Source organism: Eubacterium ramulus (genome assembly GCF_045002895.1).
Classification (GTDB): domain Bacteria; phylum Bacillota; class Clostridia; order Lachnospirales; family Lachnospiraceae; genus Eubacterium_I; species Eubacterium_I ramulus.
This window is the reverse complement of the sequence record NZ_CP173382.1, coordinates 2,331,553-2,350,895: the sequence shown is the minus strand read 5'-3', so window position 1 is coordinate 2,350,895 and position 19,343 is coordinate 2,331,553. Positions and strand designations below refer to the sequence as shown.

Annotated in this window: 15 protein-coding genes; 12 read left to right on the top strand and 3 right to left on the bottom strand. The window is 45.4% G+C overall.

All coding sequences use genetic code 11. The features are described 5' to 3' along the window. Positions 1–51: 51 nt before the first annotated feature. The 8 genes from ACIRUQ_RS11045 to ACIRUQ_RS11010 all read left to right on the top strand — a co-directional run bounded on the left by ACIRUQ_RS11045 (position 52) and on the right by ACIRUQ_RS11010 (position 9,406). Positions 52–1,635 (top strand): glucose-6-phosphate isomerase, encoded by a 1,584-nt coding sequence (locus ACIRUQ_RS11045; RefSeq protein ID WP_341437875.1) that lies wholly within the window; start codon positions 52–54, stop codon positions 1,633–1,635. Positions 1,636–1,832: 197 nt separating this feature from the next. Then, positions 1,833–3,152: a Na+/H+ antiporter NhaC family protein gene (locus ACIRUQ_RS11040; RefSeq protein WP_055290293.1), complete on the top strand. Its 1,320-nt coding sequence runs from the start codon at positions 1,833–1,835 to the stop codon at positions 3,150–3,152. Next, on the top strand, positions 3,149–4,018 hold the full coding sequence (locus ACIRUQ_RS11035; RefSeq protein WP_055290294.1) for a radical SAM protein: 870 nt from the start codon (positions 3,149–3,151) through the stop codon (positions 4,016–4,018). Before ACIRUQ_RS11040 ends, ACIRUQ_RS11035 begins: the two co-directional genes overlap by 4 nt. A gap of 144 nt (positions 4,019–4,162) precedes the next feature. Further along, positions 4,163–6,061, top strand: a complete 1,899-nt coding sequence (locus ACIRUQ_RS11030) for a hypothetical protein (protein ID WP_055290295.1) — start codon at positions 4,163–4,165, stop codon at positions 6,059–6,061. A gap of 129 nt (positions 6,062–6,190) precedes the next feature. Continuing rightward, entirely contained in the window at positions 6,191–6,715 is a 525-nt protein-coding gene (lepB, locus tag ACIRUQ_RS11025) for a signal peptidase I (protein ID WP_022035475.1), read from the top strand. 16 nt (positions 6,716–6,731) lie between these two features. After that, complete coding sequence (locus tag ACIRUQ_RS11020) at positions 6,732–7,829, top strand: Spy0128 family protein (protein ID WP_055290296.1); 1,098 nt, start codon at positions 6,732–6,734, stop codon at positions 7,827–7,829. A 95-nt stretch (positions 7,830–7,924) separates the two neighbouring features. Then, positions 7,925–8,611, top strand: coding sequence for a class B sortase (gene srtB / locus ACIRUQ_RS11015; protein ID WP_404856490.1), 687 nt, complete (start codon positions 7,925–7,927; stop codon positions 8,609–8,611). 42 nt (positions 8,612–8,653) lie between these two features. Further along, complete coding sequence (locus tag ACIRUQ_RS11010; RefSeq protein ID WP_172679890.1) at positions 8,654–9,406, top strand: Spy0128 family protein; 753 nt, start codon at positions 8,654–8,656, stop codon at positions 9,404–9,406. 108 nt (positions 9,407–9,514) lie between these two features. Here ACIRUQ_RS11010 and ACIRUQ_RS11005 read toward each other — a convergent pair whose 3' ends face one another. The 3 genes from ACIRUQ_RS11005 to ACIRUQ_RS10995 all read right to left on the bottom strand — a co-directional run bounded on the left by ACIRUQ_RS11005 (position 9,515) and on the right by ACIRUQ_RS10995 (position 12,562). Next, positions 9,515–10,375, bottom strand: coding sequence for a YitT family protein (locus tag ACIRUQ_RS11005; protein WP_021740527.1), 861 nt, complete (start codon positions 10,373–10,375; stop codon positions 9,515–9,517). Further along, a complete protein-coding gene (locus ACIRUQ_RS11000; RefSeq protein ID WP_055290299.1) occupies positions 10,372–11,490 on the bottom strand; it encodes a Gfo/Idh/MocA family protein in 1,119 nt (372 codons plus the stop codon). Before ACIRUQ_RS11000 ends, ACIRUQ_RS11005 begins: the two co-directional genes overlap by 4 nt. 166 nt (positions 11,491–11,656) lie before the next feature. Continuing rightward, a complete protein-coding gene (locus ACIRUQ_RS10995) occupies positions 11,657–12,562 on the bottom strand; it encodes a LysR family transcriptional regulator (protein WP_055290300.1) in 906 nt (301 codons plus the stop codon). A gap of 248 nt (positions 12,563–12,810) precedes the next feature. Between ACIRUQ_RS10995 and ACIRUQ_RS10990 the strand changes: the two genes are divergently transcribed. The 4 genes from ACIRUQ_RS10990 to feoB all read left to right on the top strand — a co-directional run bounded on the left by ACIRUQ_RS10990 (position 12,811) and on the right by feoB (position 19,179). Further along, positions 12,811–13,758: a flavodoxin family protein gene (locus ACIRUQ_RS10990; RefSeq protein ID WP_021740523.1), complete on the top strand. Its 948-nt coding sequence runs from the start codon at positions 12,811–12,813 to the stop codon at positions 13,756–13,758. Positions 13,759–13,789: 31 nt separating this feature from the next. Continuing rightward, on the top strand, positions 13,790–15,808 hold the full coding sequence (locus ACIRUQ_RS10985) for an FAD-dependent oxidoreductase (RefSeq protein ID WP_022035470.1): 2,019 nt from the start codon (positions 13,790–13,792) through the stop codon (positions 15,806–15,808). A gap of 338 nt (positions 15,809–16,146) precedes the next feature. Next, entirely contained in the window at positions 16,147–16,686 is a 540-nt protein-coding gene (locus ACIRUQ_RS10980; RefSeq protein WP_242853606.1) for a hypothetical protein, read from the top strand. 147 nt (positions 16,687–16,833) lie between these two features. Next, on the top strand, positions 16,834–19,179 hold the full coding sequence (gene feoB, locus ACIRUQ_RS10975; RefSeq protein ID WP_021740519.1) for a ferrous iron transport protein B: 2,346 nt from the start codon (positions 16,834–16,836) through the stop codon (positions 19,177–19,179). Positions 19,180–19,343: the final 164 nt, after the last annotated feature.

Below are 19,343 nucleotides of genomic sequence, written 5' to 3'. Positions count from 1 at the left end.
ATTGTTAGAATTATAACAAAGAAACTGGAAAACAGATATGAGGAGGAATCTATGATGCTTAACTGGAAAAATTTAGATACCCTTGCTTCCTACGAGGAGCTGAAAAAAGTAGAGCCTGTCAATGTGGCAGAGGCAATGTCCGGAGAAAACGGCGCAGAACGTGTAAAAAATTACAGCATTCCGATGATGGATGGTCTTACTTATAATTATGCTGCAAAAGCAGTTGATGATAAAGTGCTTGCAGCGCTGGCAAAACTTGCCGGGGAAGCACAGTTGATTGAAAAATATGAGTCTCTGTACAACGGAGCAGTGATCAATACAGGAGAGAACCGTCTGGTACTTCACCAGCTTACCCGTGGCCAGTTAGGCGATGACGTAGTGGCTGAAGGCGTAAATAAACGTGAGTTTTATGTAGCACAGCAGCAGAAGATCGCTGATTTTGCAAACAAAGTACATGCAGGCGAGATCACAAATGCAGTGGGCGAGAAATTTACAACCGTTGTTCAGATCGGTATCGGCGGAAGTGATTTAGGTCCGCGTGCCATGTATCTTGCATTAGAGAACTGGGCAAAAGTAAATAACAAATTCAAAATGGAAGCAAAATTCATCAGCAATGTGGATCCGGATGATGCAGCAGCCGTATTAAATTCCATTGATGTGGCACACTCCATCTTCATTCTGGTTTCCAAATCAGGTACAACCTTAGAGACACTTACAAACGAATCCTTTGTAAAAGATGCTCTTGCAAAAGCAGGTCTGGATGCTTCCAAGCATATGATCGCTGTAACAAGTGAGACATCTCCGCTGGCTAAGAGCGATGATTATCTGGCAGCATTCTTTATGGATGATTACATCGGCGGTCGTTATTCTTCTACATCCGCAGTTGGCGGTGCTGTATTATCTCTGGCGTTCGGACCGGATGTATTCGCAGAGTTTCTGGCTGGTGCAGCAGAAGTAGATAAAGCAGCTACAAACAAAGATTTGTTAAAGAACCCGGAAATGCTGGATGCACTGATCGGTGTATACGAGCGTAACGTACTTGGTTATCCGTCCACAGCAGTTCTTCCATATTCTCAGGCACTGAGCCGTTTCCCGGCACATTTACAGCAGCTTGATATGGAGTCCAACGGAAAATCTGTCAACCGTTTCGGAGAGCCGGTTGATTATGTAACCGGACCGGTGATCTTTGGTGAGCCTGGTACAAACGGACAGCATTCCTTCTATCAGTTACTGCATCAGGGAACAGACATCGTACCGCTTCAGTTTATCGGATTCAAAAACAACCAGATCGGTACAGATGTCGTAATTCAGGACAGCACAAGCCAGCAGAAACTGTGTGCAAATGTGGCTGCTCAGATCGTTGCATTTGCCTGCGGTAAAGAAGATGAAAATCGCAATAAAAACTTCGAGGGCGGACGTCCTTCCAGCATCATCATCGGTGAGCAGCTGACACCGAAGACATTGGGTGCATTACTGGCGCACTTCGAGAACAAAGTAATGTTCCAGGGATTTGTATGGAATGTAAACAGTTTTGATCAGGAAGGTGTACAGCTTGGTAAAGTGCTGGCAAAACGTGTACTTGCACATGAGACTGACGGAGCACTGAAAGTGTACAGTGATCTGTTGAATATTTAAAAAAATTCATTTTTGTAAAAGATGAGAAGAATGCTATCGCATGAAATTTATGCGGTAGCATTCTATTTGTAAAGCCGAAGGATATCGAAATCGCATCTGAGATTCCGTTCCCGGCACGTATTGCGTTCTGTCGTGGACCGGTTGGCGAAGAAATTGAGCTTTTCCATGAAAAATAAAGAGAGGAAGGGAATATATAAGTGAAAAAAGGGAGAGCAATTGCGTTATTGCCAATTGCGGTGTTTTTAGTTCTGTATTTGGGACTGGGTATTTTATTTGAATATATTATGAAGATTCCAATGGGATTTTACAATGTACCGATTGTGTTTGCTTTTTTAGTGGCAATTCTGGTGGCATGTCTGCAAAATCAAAAGGTCAGTTTTGAAGAAAAGCTTGGCATTATGGCGCAGGGACTGGCAGATAAAAATATTATTACAATGCTGCTGATCTTTCTGACTGCAGGCGTGTTTGTCGGTGTGGTTGGTCGCAGTAGTGCGGAAAGTGTCGCATATTTTATGTTGTCGATCATTCCGACGAGGTTTTCTGTGGCCGTTTTATTTGGTGTGGCATGTTTTGTTTCACTTGCCATGGGAACATCAGTAGGAACGATCACCTTGCTGACACCAATTGCGGTAGCGGTATCAGCTGCTTCCGGCTTTGGTCTTCCGCTTTGTGTGGCGTCGGTCATTGGCGGATCCATGTTTGGTGATAATCTGTCTTTTATTTCGGATACGACGATTGCAGCCTGTAACGGGCAGGGATGTGCGATGAAGGACAAGTTCCGGGAAAATTTCTGGATTGCACTTCCGGCAGCGGTTGCGACATTACTTCTGATTTTAATTCTGTCTTTCCGGACGGACATTTCCGGATCCGTGACAGAGAGTTATCATCTGCTTCAGATCGTGCCGTATATTCTGGTACTGGTGGGTGGCATCATCGGTGTCAATGTGTTTGTCGTGTTACTGATCGGAATTGTGTCCGGTGCGATCATTATGCTGGCGGCGGGCCATATCAGTCCGGCAGATCTGTTGGCAAATGTCGGAAACGGTGCTTCCGGGATGTTCGAGACCAGTATGGTGGCGATCCTTGTGGCAGCACTTTGTGCATTGATCCGGGAATATGGCGGATTTGATGCATTACTGGCGGGCATCCATAAAGTGTTTAAGGGAAAAAAAGGCGGTCAGCTTGGAATGGGACTGCTGGTTGGAGCCATGGATGTGGCGACCGCAAATAATACCGTGGCCATCGTTATGGCAAATCCGATTGCAAAAGAGATGGCGGAAGAGTATGGGATTACACCGCGAAAGACAGCGTCGATCCTGGATACATTTTCTGCTGTTTCCCAGGGGATTATTCCGTATGGTGCACAGATGTTGGTGGCGATTTCAGCGGCGCATGAACTGGGATACGATCTGTCGGCATTTCAGATCATGCCGAAGCTGTTTTATCCGATTCTGCTGCTGTTTAGTTCACTGATATTTATCTTCCTGGTGCCGCAGAAGGAAAGAAGAGACATATGAATTACGATGGAATGATTTACCGTCCGCCAAGTGAGGCGTACAGCCTGATCTTGCAGGTGACTGTGGGATGTGCACATAATCACTGCACATTTTGTACAATGTACAAAGAAAAAAGCTTTCATGTAAAGCCTTTGCGTGAAGTGGAAGAGGATTTAAAAGAAGCACGAAGCTATTACGGAAACCGCAGTCTGCGGATCTTTTTGGCAGACGGTGATGCACTTGTGCTGTCACAGGAAAAACTGTGTACGATCTTACGTCTGTGCAGACAGTATTTTCCGAAGACAGAGCGCATTACTTCTTATGGAACCGCACAGGATATTTTGCAAAAATCAAAAGAGGAACTTCAGGAGTTACATGAACTTGGTCTGGATATGATCTATCTGGGGGCAGAATCCGGAAGCCCGGAGATTCTGAAACATATCCACAAAGGTGTGACGGTGGAGGAATATGTGCGGGCAGCGGAGCGTCTGCGCGGAACCGGGATCCGCCTCAGTGTGACACTGATCTCCGGTCTTGGTGGGCAGAAAATGTTGGAAGAACATGCGGTTGCCTCGGCAAAATTAATTACAGCCATGAAACCGGACTATCTGGGATTTCTGACCTTGCTTCTGGAGCCGGGAGCACCGATGCTACAGGAAGTAAAAGCAGGAACGATGCAGCTTCTGACACCGGCACAGGTGCTGGAAGAGATGGAGCTGTTTTTAACACATGTGGATTCGGAAGGAACCGTATTTCGTTCCAATCACGCTTCCAATTATATTTCCCTGGCAGGAAATCTGAACCGGGACATTCCGGCGATGTTGGAAAAAATTCAGAAAAGCAGGGAGCGGGATGCATTTAAAAACGAGTCTATGCGTAGATTATAAATGAATAAAATATTGTATGGCAGGAAAATTTTTCAAATTTCCTGTCATATTTTTTTGCCTTTCTGCATATAAATTACCTAGAAATAAAAGTGGAACTTTGGGTTACAGGGAATCCGGCTTTATTTCGGGAATGGAGATGGTGAAATGCGGAAAAAATGCAAAAGACCTCTCACATTTTTACTGGCGTTGCTGCTTTTTTTTTCACTGACCGGGGCATCTGTGCAGGCAGAAGAATCTACGAAAGCAGGTAGTTCTGATAAGGCACAGACGGTTGTGATACAGGAGGAGAGTACGCAGAAAGAAGATGATGTGGGAGCGGCTGCATCCACGGAAGAAAATGTGCAACAGGAGATACCAGAGATAAGTTCGGAGGTACTGCAACAGGAGATACCAGAGATAAGTTCGGAGGTACTGCAACAGGAGATACCAGAGATAAGTTCGAATGAGCTGCAACAGGAAGAATCTCGGAAAGGAGAGAGTGATAAGACAGAGGGAAACGATGCTTTGCAGGAAAAAATATCTTCCGAGAATCAAACAGGTGAAACTGTGAATGATTCAGATGAAGAAAAAGATGCACAGAATGCTGCAGGCAGCATCACAGTCGCCATTCAGGATGACATCGAGAATACCGGCACATTGACAGCACAGCTGTCCGGTAATGTATCGAATGGTATCACACTGGAATGGTACAAACATGCGGAAGGGAGCAATACCTGGACAAGGGTGGAGCGCCATAAAGTAACCGGAAATTCCTATAATATATCGGAAGATGGAACCGCACTGAATGTGGCGTTGGATAAAGGTGCCCGCTGTTACTATAAGGTTCAGGGAAAGGATGCTTCCGGTCAGCTGCTGGCGGAATCTGCGGCACTTCAGGTCAGCTACTACAACCAATTGGAAAACGGAGATTTTGAGACACCGGCTGCGACACGAAGCACCGGTTATCAGCCGTATTATTTCAATGGAACCCCGGGGCTGATATGGAAAACTACTGCCTCGGATGCGCAGATCGAATATGTCAGTGCTGCCACAGATAAGTATGACAAAAATACAGGAAAGACACATGCGCGGCAGTCCCTGGATTGGCATAACGTAGAGGCAGCAGCCAGTGAAACACAGTTTGCAGAATTGAATGCAAACGAACCAGGTGCGCTGTATCAGGATGTATTGACCACACCGGGGGCGAAGCTGTACTGGCAGCTGTATCATCGGGGGCGTGGAACAACAGCCTATGACAGCAGTCAGACAGATACGATGTATGTGTTGATCATGTCTACAAAACTGGCAAAACAGTACCATGTGGATACTCAGAGTGCCGTACAGGATGTCATAGCAAATGTACGGAGCAACACCGGGAAATATCCGGGAGCATCCGTAGCAACAATTACGGATGATAATGTAAAGTGGTATCGTCACACCGGGGACTATGATGTCAGCGAAAATCAGTATCTGACCCGTTTTTTCTTTGTGGCAGGCGAAACAGCCTATGACAAAAGTGGACGCAGTGATGCAAAAGCAGGAACGGTTGGTAATCATCTGGATGATGTATCGTTCAGTGAGACGCTGCCGGATCCGAATCCGGATACCGGTCATCTGCAGATCACAAAAACAATACGTGGTCTGCCGGAGGACAATGCAGCGGATTACAGTCTGCAGTTAAAAATCACTGCACCGGATCAGAAGGAGAAGCTGGTAGCATTAAATCAGTTCAGCCGTAATGAGGATGGTTCCTATTCCTGCACATACACAGAGACAAATGTGGCAGCAGGAACGTATCGTATTGAAGAAATCCTGCCTTCCGGTTTGCCGGATTATCGGGTAGATTCCACGTTTAACGGCGAAGAGGCAACGAAAGGAACTGTCACGGTGCAGGATCAGAAAACAGCCACGGCTGAGATCGTAAACACATACACCTACGATATTGTGCTGCCGCCAACCGGAATTCAGGGGACAGCAGCTCCGCTGGCTGCTGTGTTTATGATACTGTGTGGAGCAGGTACGGGATATCTGATTTTTTTCAGGCAGAGAAAATCGTTTCGCTGAAAAGAATGCGGATCAAGGATACAGATAGCATTTTGTAGGGATAATGACAGAAAAGTTGAAAAATGGAAGAAGTATCATGATGTGGAAGAGATTTTGAAAATTAGAGGAAATGAAAGGAAAGGAAACAGAATGGGCAGGCGATCCATGCGCCCGGATTCAGAAAGCCTGTGTGCGCAGTGGCGGTGGTTTCTGATCCGTTTGTTGATCCTCATCGGTATTTTATATCTGTTGTTTGGCTGTATATTTGGAATTACCACAGTCAAAAGCGAGGATATGGCGCCGCGGATCAGCGCCGGAGATCTGGTATTGTATTATCGTCTGGATAAACAACCGTTGGCGGGGGATATCATAATCTGCAACAAGAATGGGAAGCAGTATGTAGATCGCGTCATTGCGAAAGGAGGCGATTCGGTAGAAATTACAGAGGAAGGAACGGTAAAAGTGAATGGAAGTATTGTGCTGGAGCAAAATATTTTTTATGAAACACCGCAGTATGAGAGTGAGGTGAAATACCCGCTGCAACTGCAGGAAGGGGAATGTTTTGTTCTGGGAGATCACCGGGAAGGAGCAACGGACAGCCGCTATTTTGGAGCGGTGGATACACAGGAGATAAGAGGAAAAATCATTACCGTGATACGACGGAATCAGTTATAAAGGAAGGTAAGAGAATATGAACAATAAAATGATTGGATGTGTATCTGCAATGACAATGGCAGGAGTAATGGCGTTTGGCGGATTTCAGGTTCCGGCAATGGCAGCCACCGGAGGCAATGATGGTGTTGTCCGCTTCCAGAAGGTGCTGGAGATGCAAAAGGCAGCAGGCGCCAGTGTACCGGATGTGACCTATACTTATACGATTGTTCCCGGGAACGGGATTGGAGCGACAGCCACATCGCCGGAGGTCAAGCCGGGTGTCGGTACACCGATTGTTTCGGATGTATCTTACACAAATACAGATACGATCACACAGCAGGAAGTAGTAAAAACAGCAGCTATTACATTTCCGGAGGGAACTTTCCGCGCACCTGGTATTTATCGTTATGTACTGACCGAAAGTGCAAATTCAAATACCGATATCACGGATGTAGACGGCAATGTACGTTATCTGGATGTTTATGTAGTAAATGATAATGTGAATGGCGGCTGCAAAATCGATGCTTCTGTATTTACCGAGGCGGCCGTGTCTCCGACTTTTTCCGGTGATAAGCAGGCACAGTACGGAGAGAAAAATAGTGAGATCACAGATGCGTATCAGACCTATGAGCTGAGCCTGGATAAGGTTGTGGAAGGTAATATGGGTGACAAGAACCGTAAATTTAATTTTACGATCAATTTTAGTGGTCCGGCAAATACATCCTTCACCTTTGGTAATGAACTTATTACGCTGGATAGTAATGGATCTGGTTCTGTGAACCTTCAGTTGTCACATGAAGATGCAGCAGCAGAGATTACAGGTATTCCGTCCACAGTTACTTATACGGTAACAGAGAATCTGAACAGTTCTGAAGGTTATGATACCGATTTTGCCGTATCGAAAGGAACCGGTACTTCCCAGGCAGTGGCAAAAGATGAGGCAGCAAGTGATGCCGCAAAAGTAACGGCGCAGCAGCAGACTGTGACAAAAGCCGATAATGCGGTAACGGTAACCAATCGCCGTGTGGCTGCCTCTCCGACCGGTGTAATGCTGAGTATAACACCATATGCATTATCGGCAGGTCTGGCTTCTCTCCTGGGAGCACTGTTTTTCCGCAGAAAAAAATTATCTTGAAAAAAGAAACAATATCATGCAGCCGGTGGGCGAAAATGTCAGAAAAAACGGTAAGGGCAGCGAATAGTGTAGTAAGCGTTTTTACAGGCTGTCTTATGGCGGTATTATTTCTATATGGTGGCTATTCGCTATGGGATACCTGGCGCATTTACCACGGCGCTTTCGTGGATGATGAACTGATGGAACTGAAGCCGGTAAAGGGGGAGGATGCGAATCCGTCCTTACAGGATCTGCAGAACATCAATGCAGATGTCTGTGCCTGGCTGACGATTGACGATACTGGCATTGATTATCCGGTAGTCCGGGGAAAAGATGATATGGAATATATCAACAAAGATGTTTATGGAAACTTTGCCCTGTCAGGATCTATTTTCCTGAGCAGTGCCAATCAACCGGATTTTACAGATCCTTATAACCTGATTTACGGACATCATATGAGCAATGGTGCCATGTTTGGCGATGTGGTGGAATTTACGGACGAGGTGTACTTTACGGCACATGAGACCGGCACATTGTATCTGCCGGAGGAAACCAGGTCGATTACAATCTTTGCCTGCGTGGAGGCGGAAGCCACAGACAGACGAATCTATGGCTATATCGCAGAACCGGACACAACCGGGCAGATGCAGGAACTTTTGTCCTATGTGAAGGAACATGCTGTGCAGTATCGGGATATCCGGGTGACAGGGGAAGATTCCGTTGTTGCCCTGTCCACTTGTGCGGAGTCTGCCACAAACGGAAGGGTGGTGTTATTCGGAAAATTGGAGAAGGTTTCTGAATAGACAAAAAGACGAATGACCGGAAAGGAGGTGCGTGAAAAACACATGAAACAGAAGACGATGAGCCGGTCTAAGATTGTGCAGTGTGATTTTGGGAAAAAAGATGCCAGGATGAATGAAAAAATCAGTGAAAATAGAAAACGAGGTGTCCTGTTGCTGTTGCTGGTTGTGCTATTCTGGTTTGTTCTGCTGGCAGTAGTGCCAGCCATGGCAGCGGAGAAAACCTGTCTGGTATCCGTTCCGGTGTCGGTGCAGCTGACAGGAACTGCAGTCAGTGGACAGACAGAGAATACACCGGTTTTTACCGTGGTAATGGAAGCTCAAAACGAGCGGAACGAGCTTCCGTTGCCAGAGCAGAACCAGATACAGATGGGAGCGGATGGGAGCGGAACATTCGATGCCATTCTGTATACAACACCGGGGGATTATCAGTATCATATCCGCCAGCTTGCCGGTACGGATCAGAATATTGAGTATGATGTCACGGAGTATGATGTGACAGTACGTGTTCTGAATGTGGAAGGCGGTGGGCTGGAAGCTGAAGTGTGGGCATTAAAATCCGGTCAGCCCGACAAACAGAGCCGGATTGTTTTCCATAATAAATGGAAAACAGAGACAACTCCGGGAACTGTGACGGAGCCGGCACAGACTGGTGTTAAAACGACGACAATGATGCGGACACCCAAAACAGATGACATTCAGCGGCCGGCAGTATATGTTGTGATGATCATTGCCGCAGCCGGGATTGCGATTGGTGTCAGTTTATACCGTAAGTACAGAAAAAAAGAAGAACTGTAAATGCAAAGAAAAGGAAGCACTTTCCCTGACAGGCGATTACTGGCTGACAGGGCAGGTGCTTCCTTTTTCAATTTACAAAACTTTCCGGGATATGGAGAGCGCACATGCTCAATCATTTGGTTTATAGTAAAAATGTCCAAACAAACGCTCTGTTTTCACTACATTGATAAAGGCATTCGGATCAGCTTCTTTCACTACTTTCCGGACTTTTTTACTCTCTGCACTGGAGACGACAGAGTATACTACCTGTCGTTCTGTATGCTCATAAGGTCCTTCGCCATCCAGAATGGTGGCACCGTGATTGGTAGCTTTTGAGATAGCCTGATATACCTGTTCTCCATGATTGGTGACAATGAAAAATGTCTCCTGCTGGTATTTTTTGTACAGAGTGTGCAGCACCTGTGTAGATGCAAACTGGAAAAGGATGGAGTAGAGCGCCTTGTCCCATCCAAACATAAATCCTGCGGCAACCAGAATGACTGCATTCAATCCGAGAATGATATTAAAGGCATCCATTCCTTTTTTCTCAGACAGATAGATGGAGATAAAATCCGTTCCTCCGGTGGTAGAACCCGTCAGCAGACAGAGACTGATAGCAAAACCATTGATAATGCCTCCGAAAATACTGATCAGCAGGACATCAGAAGTAATAGCAATGCCTGGAATCAGGTCCGTAAGTACACTGGTCAGTACAATACACAGACAGGAGTACAGGGTAAATTTTTTCCCGATAAAGCGGAAACCGATGTAGATAGGAATGGCATTCAAGATCACATTGATCACCGTGTAGGGCAGAGCAAGTCCCAGATACATCTGTGCCCCGCGCTGGATCAACAGGGAAAGTCCTGTGGCACCGCCCGGATACAAACCTCCGGTGCGTACAAAGGATTTGATATTTAACGCCATCAGTACAGAGGCAAGGCATACGACCAGCAGTCGCTTCAAATCTTTTTTTAAATCAAATTTCAAAATAAATTCCTCCTTAATAGTGGTTCCGGCCGCCTGCATGTAGTTGGAATCTGCACAAAAGCACCCTTTTCGCTGCTTTCCACCATATGGTCGATGACATCCAGCACATGTATAGCCAGGGAAGCGTTTGTACGGCTTTCACGTTTGGTGAAAATTGCGTCTGCCATTTCGGAAGGTCCGAGTCCACGGCTGTTTTCTTCGTAAGAAAAACCATAATTCAGTATCTCAGGTGCGGGATGATCTTCAAAATTTTTCTGTGCAGGAAGAAAGATCACATTGCCTCCGAAGGTATTCGGATCGGTCAGCTTCAGGATACCCTTTTTTCCGTAGATCATAAAATGTGCCAGATCATGAATCACACTGTCACCGTTAATGGACAGGGTTCCGGTGATTTCATGTTCCATTTTTAATATCGAAAATACCTGGCTTTCATTTGGATAGGAAATCTTCTGACCGAAGGTCGGACTGTCCGGAAAGGTATTTGTGCGCTGTGGGGCAAGATTCCGGACCAGAGCGGATACTGATTCCACCGGTCCCAGCAGACTGACCAGGGCCGTCAGATGATACACGCTGTAATCATAGCAGATACCGCCGCCGGGCATACATAGAAACGGTGATACGCCGGAGAGATAATCAAGATCCCGGTTGGCACAGATGTCAAAGGATGTGACTTCACCGATCAGACCGTCATCAATGGCTTTCCGTGCAGTCTGTAAGGCAGCTCCCAGAAAGGTATCCGGTGCAGAACCAAGGTACAGCCCTTTGCTTTTTGCAAGGCATTGCAGATTCATGGCACTCTGTGCGGATAAGGTCATAGTTTTTTCTGTATACACATGCTTCCCGGCTTCCAGTGCCTGACGGATCAATATTTCGTGTGTCGGTGCCGGAGTCAGGATGACGACCATATCAATAGAAGGATCTTTTAAAATCTCTTCGTAGGTGCAGCCTTTGATCCCATACGCATCTGCCTTTGTTTTCGCGTGTTCTAAGTGGTTTGCACAGCAGGCAGTTACATTTAAATTATCAAAATGATGGATCATATTTTCCAGATAAATATCGCTGATGGCTCCACAGCCGACAACAGCTGTATTCAAGATTTGCTGTGTTGTATTCATGTCAGAAACCTCCCGGTAAAAAGTGTGTAGATTTGCAGAGATGCACAGAAGAATATGTCATGCATTGCATGACGTGCATCTCACAGCAAGAATGCCGATGGCATTCTTGAAAATAGTTGCATTTGTAAATCTATGTGTGGGTATAAGGGAATCCACAATATAATGTTTAAAAATGTTCCGGGTGCTCCCGCATATATTCCCGAAAAACTTCTAAAAACAGCGGTACTGCCGGATTGCTTATTTCGTGTTCCCAGGCAATGGCCAGATCCAGTGTATCATTGCTGCTATCCAGCAAAGTAAAGGCCAGATTATTCGCATGCATATAGCTGCGGCTGCGATAAGGCAGAATGGAAATGCCGGTGCCTGCTTCCACTGCCTGCAGCAGATTTTCATACAGATCAAACTGTTCTGTGATACGAGGATGGAAACCGATCTGTGCACACAGCTCCATGATGCGCTGGTTCATGTATCTGGCATGTTCCGGATGAAAAACGAGGAATGGTTCCGTGGAGAGTTTGTCATAATCCAGAACCATTTTCTGTAACGCAGGATGATCTTTCCGAGTAACCAGACAAAAAGCGTCGGATTGGATTTTTTTGACATCCAGAGTAGAAATCTGCTGCAGATCCGGCATCATGGAATAATAGATATCCGCATCTTGTCGGGCAGCTGTCTCGGATATCTGTAAAGCATCCTGGCGCATCAGTTTGATTTTTATATGAGGATAGCGGATGTGAAACTGATTTACTACCTCCGGAAGAAACTGGTGGGTGGGAGCAGAAAGATGGCTGATACGCAGTACGGAAGGCTGTTCTTTTGCCAGATCCAGTTTTTGTTTTGCCTGTCCCATTGCATCGAGAATGGATTTTGCATCTTCGAGAAATAATTCCCCGCTGTCTGTCAGAGTGACTTTTTTTGTGTTTCGGACAAAAAGTTCTGTATCCAATTCCTTTTCCAACATTTTGATCTGATGGCTGATGGCAGGCTGGGTCAGATAAAAATCCTGGGCAGCCCGGGAAAAATTGCGATATTTAGCTACTGCGATAAAATAGGTCAGTTGTTTCTGATCCATAAGTACCTCCACTTTGATGGCGTGATTATCTGGTTAAATCAGCGTAAATTTCATGTTTGTGATCAGTTATAAAAAATATTTATCAATAATGCAAAAATATATGAATTTCACAAAAGAAAATCTTCATGTTACAATCAATGTAACACAAAAGAGGTTAGGTGTAAACGAAAATTATGCACGAAAAATATCAGGTGTTTCCCCACCGAAGTGATTGGTTTTCGTACAAAAGCAGAGGAGGTAAATTCAATATGGCTTTTCAGGTTATGGGAGTTACTGCAGGAAGAAAAAACAGTAATTCAGAAATTTTATTAAAAGAGGCACTGCTTGTCTGTCAGGAGATGGGAGCAGAGGTCAGAATGATCAATTTAAAGGATTACAATATCATTGACTGTAACGGATGTACATCCTGCACCATGGGAATGTCTATGGGAAAATATACAGGATGTTCCCTGGATGATGCAGATGATAAAAAGAAGATTATGGATGTGATGTTGAATCAGGACGCAGTTATTTTTTCGGCACCGACGTATGATCTTATGCCGTCATCCTTATTTTTGAAATTCATGCACAGAAATCTGGCATATGAATCAGCATTTTTAACAAAAATCGGAGCGATTGAGCCGAGAGACCGTGTGGGCGCGCTGATCGCAGTGGGTGGTTCTACCCGTTCCTGGCAGTCCATGGCACTGGAGTGCATGCAGGCAACTACATTTACAAACAGCTTTAAAATCGTGGATATGTACATGGCTACGCAGGTTCCGGCACCGGGACAGGTTCTTCTGTATGATGAAAAAATTGCACGCGCAAGAGAAATTGGAAAAAATGTTATGGAAGCACTGAATACAAAACCGGAAGAGCGGAAATGGCTGGGAGATCCGGATTACGGATGGTGTCCGAACTGCCACAGCAATTCACTGTGTCTGGGCGAGCCGCAGTGGAAAGGTTTGCAATATCCGATCGAGTGTACCGTATGTGGCGCAGGCGGAGATCTGGAGCGAACCCCGGATGGTAAATGGAAATTTGTCATCGCGGCTAACGGACTGGAGCGTGACCGTACCACAGAGGAAGGCCGTGGTGTCCATTGTGATGAAATCGCCGAGACACAGGGAGGATTTTTCATGGATCCGAAGAAACGGGAAGAAGTTGCGGCAAAATTACCAAAATATAAAGAACTGAAATTCCCGGAACTGGATTAATTCGATATTATTTTTAAGAAGAGGAGAAATTATGGCATTTACACATTTATTAAGTCCGATGAAAGTCGGCAACAAAGTATACAAAAACCGTATCGTAAGCGCACCGATGGCGTTCAGTCTGGTAGCTCAGAATCCAATGGCAGCAGAAGTTTCCTATCGTAAATTGGAGGGACCGGCAAAAGGAGGCAATGCCTGTGTTATTCTTGGTGAGACAGATGTCAACTTCCGTGACGCAGTGCGTATCCCGGGCTTCAAACCATTTGATTTTGCAAAACCGGAAGAAGATATGGCGACATTCCAAGCGGTAAAAACGTATGCTGACCGTATAAAAAAACATGATTGTATTGCACTGGCTGAGCTGGTTCATTGTGGAAAAGAAAAAGTTCCGTTCAACGATCAGCAGGAAGCGATCGGACCGGTTGACTGTGTAAACTCCGCAGGTGTTCCGGTTCGTGCAATGACGAAGGATGATATGGATCGTATTGCAAATGATTTCGCAGTGGCAGCTGTTTATATGCAGAAAGCCGGATTTGACGGAATCCTCGTTCATGGCGGACATGGATTTATCTTTACACAGTACCTTTCCCCATTAATGAATACACGTACCGATGAGTACGGTGGATCTCTGGAAAACCGTGCAAAATTCCCAATTCAGATCTGCAAAGCAATCCGTGAAGCGGTTGGCCCGGATTTCCTGTTTGAACTTCGTATCGACGGAACCGATCACCAGCCGGGTGGAATCACACCGGAAGAAACCGGAGAATTCATCCAGATGGTAGAACAGTACATTACATCTGTACATGTTACCTGTGGTATTTATGAGGAATCTGTAAAATCCGGCACAGAGTCCAGTATGTTCCATGAACACGGACTGAATATCGGACCGGCTTCTATTATTAAGAAATATACATCTCTGCCGGTAGGCGCAGTCGGTGGTATCAACTCCCCGGAGCAGGTAGATCAGGCGATTGCAGATGGCAAGATTGATTTCGCAATTTTCGGACGTCAGATGCTGGCAGACCCGGATTTTGCACAGAAATGCATGAATGGTGATGAAGCACAGATCCGTCGTTGTTTAAGATGTTATAAATGTTTCCCGGGATCTCCGGAGGAAGGCTATGATGATCTGCCATTTACCAGTGAACAGCTGGCTGTATATGTAGGCCACTGTACCATTAACCCGATGGCACATCTGCCATTTGACATTGAGCAGCTTCCGGCAGCAGAAAAAGGTTCTCAGAAGGTTCTGATCGTAGGTGGCGGTATTGCAGGTATCCAGGCGGCCATCACTGCGGCAGAACGCGGACATAAAGTAACTTTGGCAGAAAAATCTGATAAACTTGGCGGATTGCTGTATTTTACAGATGTGGATATCGACAAACCGGATCTTCGCAATTTCAAAGATATGATGATCCGCGAAGTAAAACGTCATGATGTGGAAATTCTTATGAATACAGAAGTGACACCGGAATTTGTAAAAGAGTTTGCACCGGATGCAGTAATCCTTGCAACAGGTTCTGTTCCGGCATGCCCGCCGATCAAGGGTATAGAACATGCACATCAGGCGATGGCTGTATATGACGGAACCTGTGAACCGGGCAAAAAAGTAGTCATGATCGGTGGTGGTCTGGTTGGATGCGAGACAGGACTTTATCTGCAGAAAACAGGACATGAGGTAACTGTAGTAGAGATGCTTGACCGTGTGGCAAATGAGTCTTTTGGTATGTACCGCGAGGCTCTGGTATGGGAGATGGAGAAAAATGATATGACCATGCTTCCAAAAACAAAGTGTCTGGAGATTACACCAAACAGTGTAAAGATTGAAAATGCAGATGGTGTACAGGAACTTCCGGCAGATACTGTATTGTATGCACTTGGTATGAAATCTGTAGATTACAGTGCCTTGAAAGAAGCTGCCGGAGAGGCAGAGGTATTTGTTATTGGTGATGCAATCCATCCGGGAAAAGTAGACCAGTGTACGAGAACCGGCTATATTGCAGCTCTGAAAGTTGGTGCAAGTGAGGAATCTGTGGCTTATATCCAGGAGTAGATCTTGCTTGTGTAGTTGAAAAAAGAGAAATCCGGCAATTTTGTCTCGGTCGCTAGCAATCGCTTCCTGAGAAAAAATTGCCGGATTTCTCTATTTATACGGTGAAGTATATGGATTTTTCAACTGAGGATATGCTCCATTTTGCCTGCATCCTCCCCATTTACACAGTGAAGGATAGGGCTTTTTCATCCACGACGGCGCTGCGTGACAGCTAAACGCCACTTCTGCGAGTTAAAAGATGATGGAAGGTATGTAAAACTTGCAGGGAAACGGTTAGCGTGATAGGATGATTACAAAGAGAATACAGAAAATACTAGAAATTTGAAGGAATTACCACTGTGAAAAAAGCAATGAAATCCACGATGGTAGTTGCCGTTCTGGCGACAATCATATTTACAATATTATATAGGACAACAGAAAATAGTGTGATGCTGTCACTGGCTATTACAGCGGGAACCATCAGTTATCATTTTGTTATACGTTATGTGGTGGCAGGTATTTTCAATAGTGTGATGCAGAATCGGGCAGATTTGTCAAAAACATGGTATCAGCAGAGAAGATGGGAAGAAAAATTGTACAAGAAGCTGCATGTAAAGAAGTGGAAAAGTAAGATGCCAACTTATGAACCGGAAAATTTTGATCTGAGGATACATACACCGGAAGAAATTGCAGGAGCGATGTGTCAGGCGGAACTAAGCCATGAAGTAATTGTGATATTCAGTTTTCTTCCATTGCTTACAGTTCCTGCATTTGGCGCTTTCTGGGTATTCCTGATCACATCTGTGCTGTCAGCCATGATAGATTTGTCCTTTGCTATCATGCAGCGGTATAACAGACCGAGAATTATGAAATTATGTAAAAGAAGGAAGAAAAACTAGCACGATAGGAAAAAGTATCAGTGGGATTGTTGGATCTCCTTCTTTTTTTGCAAATAATTGATGAAAAAATATCAAAAACAGTGTTATAATGAAAAAAGTTTCTCAAAAACACACATAGAAAATACATAAGAGGAAGTACAAGACATTATGACATTACGAGAACTGAAAATTGGAAAAAGTGCAGTAATTAAAACCGTAGGTGGAGAAGGTGCCCTGCGTCAGCATTTTTTAGATATGGGAATGATTCCGGGAGCAGAAGTGACGGTAGTAAAGCTTGCCCCAATGGGGGATCCGATGGAACTTCAGATTCATGGATATGAACTAACTCTGCGTCTGGAGGAAGCAGATCAGATTGAGATCGATCCGATCGGAAAACGAAGCAATGAGCACCAAAGAACGGTGAAGGAACTTGGCTCAAAGCATCCGGGCATCGGTGAGACCGGAAAGTTTCATTCGAAAAAAGATGAAAATCCATTGCCGGAAGGCACAAAACTGACCTATGCGCTGGTGGGCAATCAGAACTGCGGAAAAACGACTTTGTTTAATCAGCTGACCGGATCGAATCAGCATGTAGGAAATTTTCCAGGTGTTACGGTTGACAGAAAGGATGGTTCGATCAAAGGACATCCGGAGACAGATGTGACGGATCTGCCGGGTATTTATTCCATGTCTCCGTACAGCAGTGAAGAAATCGTATCCAGGAATTTTGTGCTGGATGAAAAGCCAAAAGCAATCATTAATATTCTGGATGCGACGAATATTGAGCGAAATCTGTATCTGACGATGCAGCTTCTGGAGATGGATATCCCGATGGTAGTTGCCCTGAATATGATGGATGAAGTGATCGGAAATCAGGGCTCCATAGATGTCAACGGCATGGAAGCACTGCTTGGTGTTCCGGTGATTCCGATATCGGCAGCTAAAAATCAGGGTGTGGACGAGCTTGTCCGTCATGCATTACATATTGCAAAATATCAGGAGCGACCGCTTCGTCAGGATTTCTGTGATAAAAATGATCATAACGGATCCGTGCATCGTTGCATTCATGCAGTGATTCATCTGATTGAAGATCATGCACAGGCAGCACAGATTCCGGTGCGATTTGCGGCAACCAAAGCGATTGAGGGAGATCACCTGATCCTGGAGCAGTTAAAGCTGGATCAGAACGAGCGGGAGATGCTGGAGCATATCGTGCAGCAGATGGAGACAGAACGTGAAGTTGACCGGAGTGCAGCGATTGCTGATATGCGGTTTGATTTTATTGAACGTCTGTGTGAACAGACTGTGGTAAAACCAAAAGAGAGTAAGGAACGTATCCGGAGTGAGAAGATTGACCGGATTCTGACAGGAAAATACACGGCGATCCCGTGTTTTGTAGGAATCATGGTACTGGTGTTTTATCTGACCTTCAATGTGATCGGGGCAGGTTTGCAGACCCTGCTGGAGATGGGAATCGATAAGCTGGCTGATATCGTGGATGCGGCGATGACAGCAACCCATGTAAATGGAGCTATGCACAGTCTTGTTATTGACGGTATTTTTAACGGGGTTGGAAGTGTGCTGAGCTTTTTACCGATCATCGTGACACTGTTTTTCTTCCTGTCTCTGATGGAAGATAGTGGTTATATTGCCAGAGTGGCCTTTGTCATGGACAAATTGCTGCGCAAGATCGGACTTTCGGGTCGAAGTATTGTACCAATGCTGATCGGATTTGGTTGTACCGTTCCAGCGGTTATGGCAACACGAACCCTGACCAGTGAGCGGGATCGGAAGATGACGATTCTGTTGACTCCATTTATGAGTTGTACAGCAAAGCTGCCGATTTACTCGTTCTTTGTCAGTGCATTTTTCCCGAAACGCGGTGGCTTTATCATGGCAGGATTATATTTGCTTGGCATCGGTGTCGGAATTTTGATCTCATTCCTTTATAAAGGAACATTATTTAAAGGCGAGCCGGTTCCGTTTGTTATGGAGCTGCCGAATTACCGCCTGCCGGGGGCAAAAAATGTGACACAGCTTCTGTGGGAAAAAGCAAAAGACTTCCTGCAGCGTGCATTTTCGGTTATTTTTATTGCAACGATCGTGGTTTGGTTCCTGCAGAGTTTTGATCTGCATATGAATATGGTAACGGATTCCGCAGACAGTATTCTGGCAGCAGTGGCCGGTGTGCTGGTGCCGGTTTTCCGTCCACTTGGTATGGGCGACTGGAGGATCTGTACTTCCCTGATCAGCGGTTTTATTGCAAAAGAGAGTGTGGTATCTACGCTGGAAGTGCTGTTTGCTGGAAGTATCGGTACGGTGATCACATCCCTGACAGCAGCCTCAATACTGGTATTCAGCCTCTTGTATACACCATGTGTGGCAGCCATTGCATCAATCAAGCGGGAACTTGGAACAAAATGGGCCATCGGTGTGGTGATCTGGCAGTGTGTGATTGCATGGCTGGCAGCACTGGTGGTACACCTTATCGGTTTGATGATCGGGCTGGTTTAGAAGAATATGTCAGCTTTCGCTGACCAGAATCACGCACCAAGTCTCACGTGCGTTCGATTTGAACTGAGCAGAAAAAGGGCGTAGGTCATAGCAATATGACCTGCGTCTTTTTATTGTGTGAAAAACATATGTTTGGTATAATGAGGTTATAATTTCAGGAAAGG

Bases quoted from the DNA above. Each gene is read 5' to 3' on its own strand.
- ACIRUQ_RS11030 (WP_055290295.1), top strand. From the start codon at position 4,163: ATGCGGAAAAAATGCAAAAGACCTCTCACATTTTTACTGGCGTTGCTG.
- ACIRUQ_RS11020 (WP_055290296.1), top strand. From the start codon at position 6,732: ATGAACAATAAAATGATTGGATGTGTATCTGCAATGACAATGGCAGGA.
- lepB (WP_022035475.1), top strand. From the start codon at position 6,191: ATGGGCAGGCGATCCATGCGCCCGGATTCAGAAAGCCTGTGTGCGCAG.
- ACIRUQ_RS10985 (WP_022035470.1), top strand. From the start codon at position 13,790: ATGGCATTTACACATTTATTAAGTCCGATGAAAGTCGGCAACAAAGTA.
- srtB (WP_404856490.1), top strand. From the start codon at position 7,925: ATGGCGGTATTATTTCTATATGGTGGCTATTCGCTATGGGATACCTGG.
- ACIRUQ_RS11035 (WP_055290294.1), top strand. From the start codon at position 3,149: ATGAATTACGATGGAATGATTTACCGTCCGCCAAGTGAGGCGTACAGC.
- feoB (WP_021740519.1), top strand. From the start codon at position 16,834: ATGACATTACGAGAACTGAAAATTGGAAAAAGTGCAGTAATTAAAACC.
- ACIRUQ_RS10995 (WP_055290300.1), bottom strand. From the start codon at position 12,562: ATGGATCAGAAACAACTGACCTATTTTATCGCAGTAGCTAAATATCGC.
- ACIRUQ_RS10990 (WP_021740523.1), top strand. From the start codon at position 12,811: ATGGCTTTTCAGGTTATGGGAGTTACTGCAGGAAGAAAAAACAGTAAT.
- ACIRUQ_RS11045 (WP_341437875.1), top strand. From the start codon at position 52: ATGATGCTTAACTGGAAAAATTTAGATACCCTTGCTTCCTACGAGGAG.
- ACIRUQ_RS11000 (WP_055290299.1), bottom strand. From the start codon at position 11,490: ATGAATACAACACAGCAAATCTTGAATACAGCTGTTGTCGGCTGTGGA.
- ACIRUQ_RS11010 (WP_172679890.1), top strand. From the start codon at position 8,654: ATGAAACAGAAGACGATGAGCCGGTCTAAGATTGTGCAGTGTGATTTT.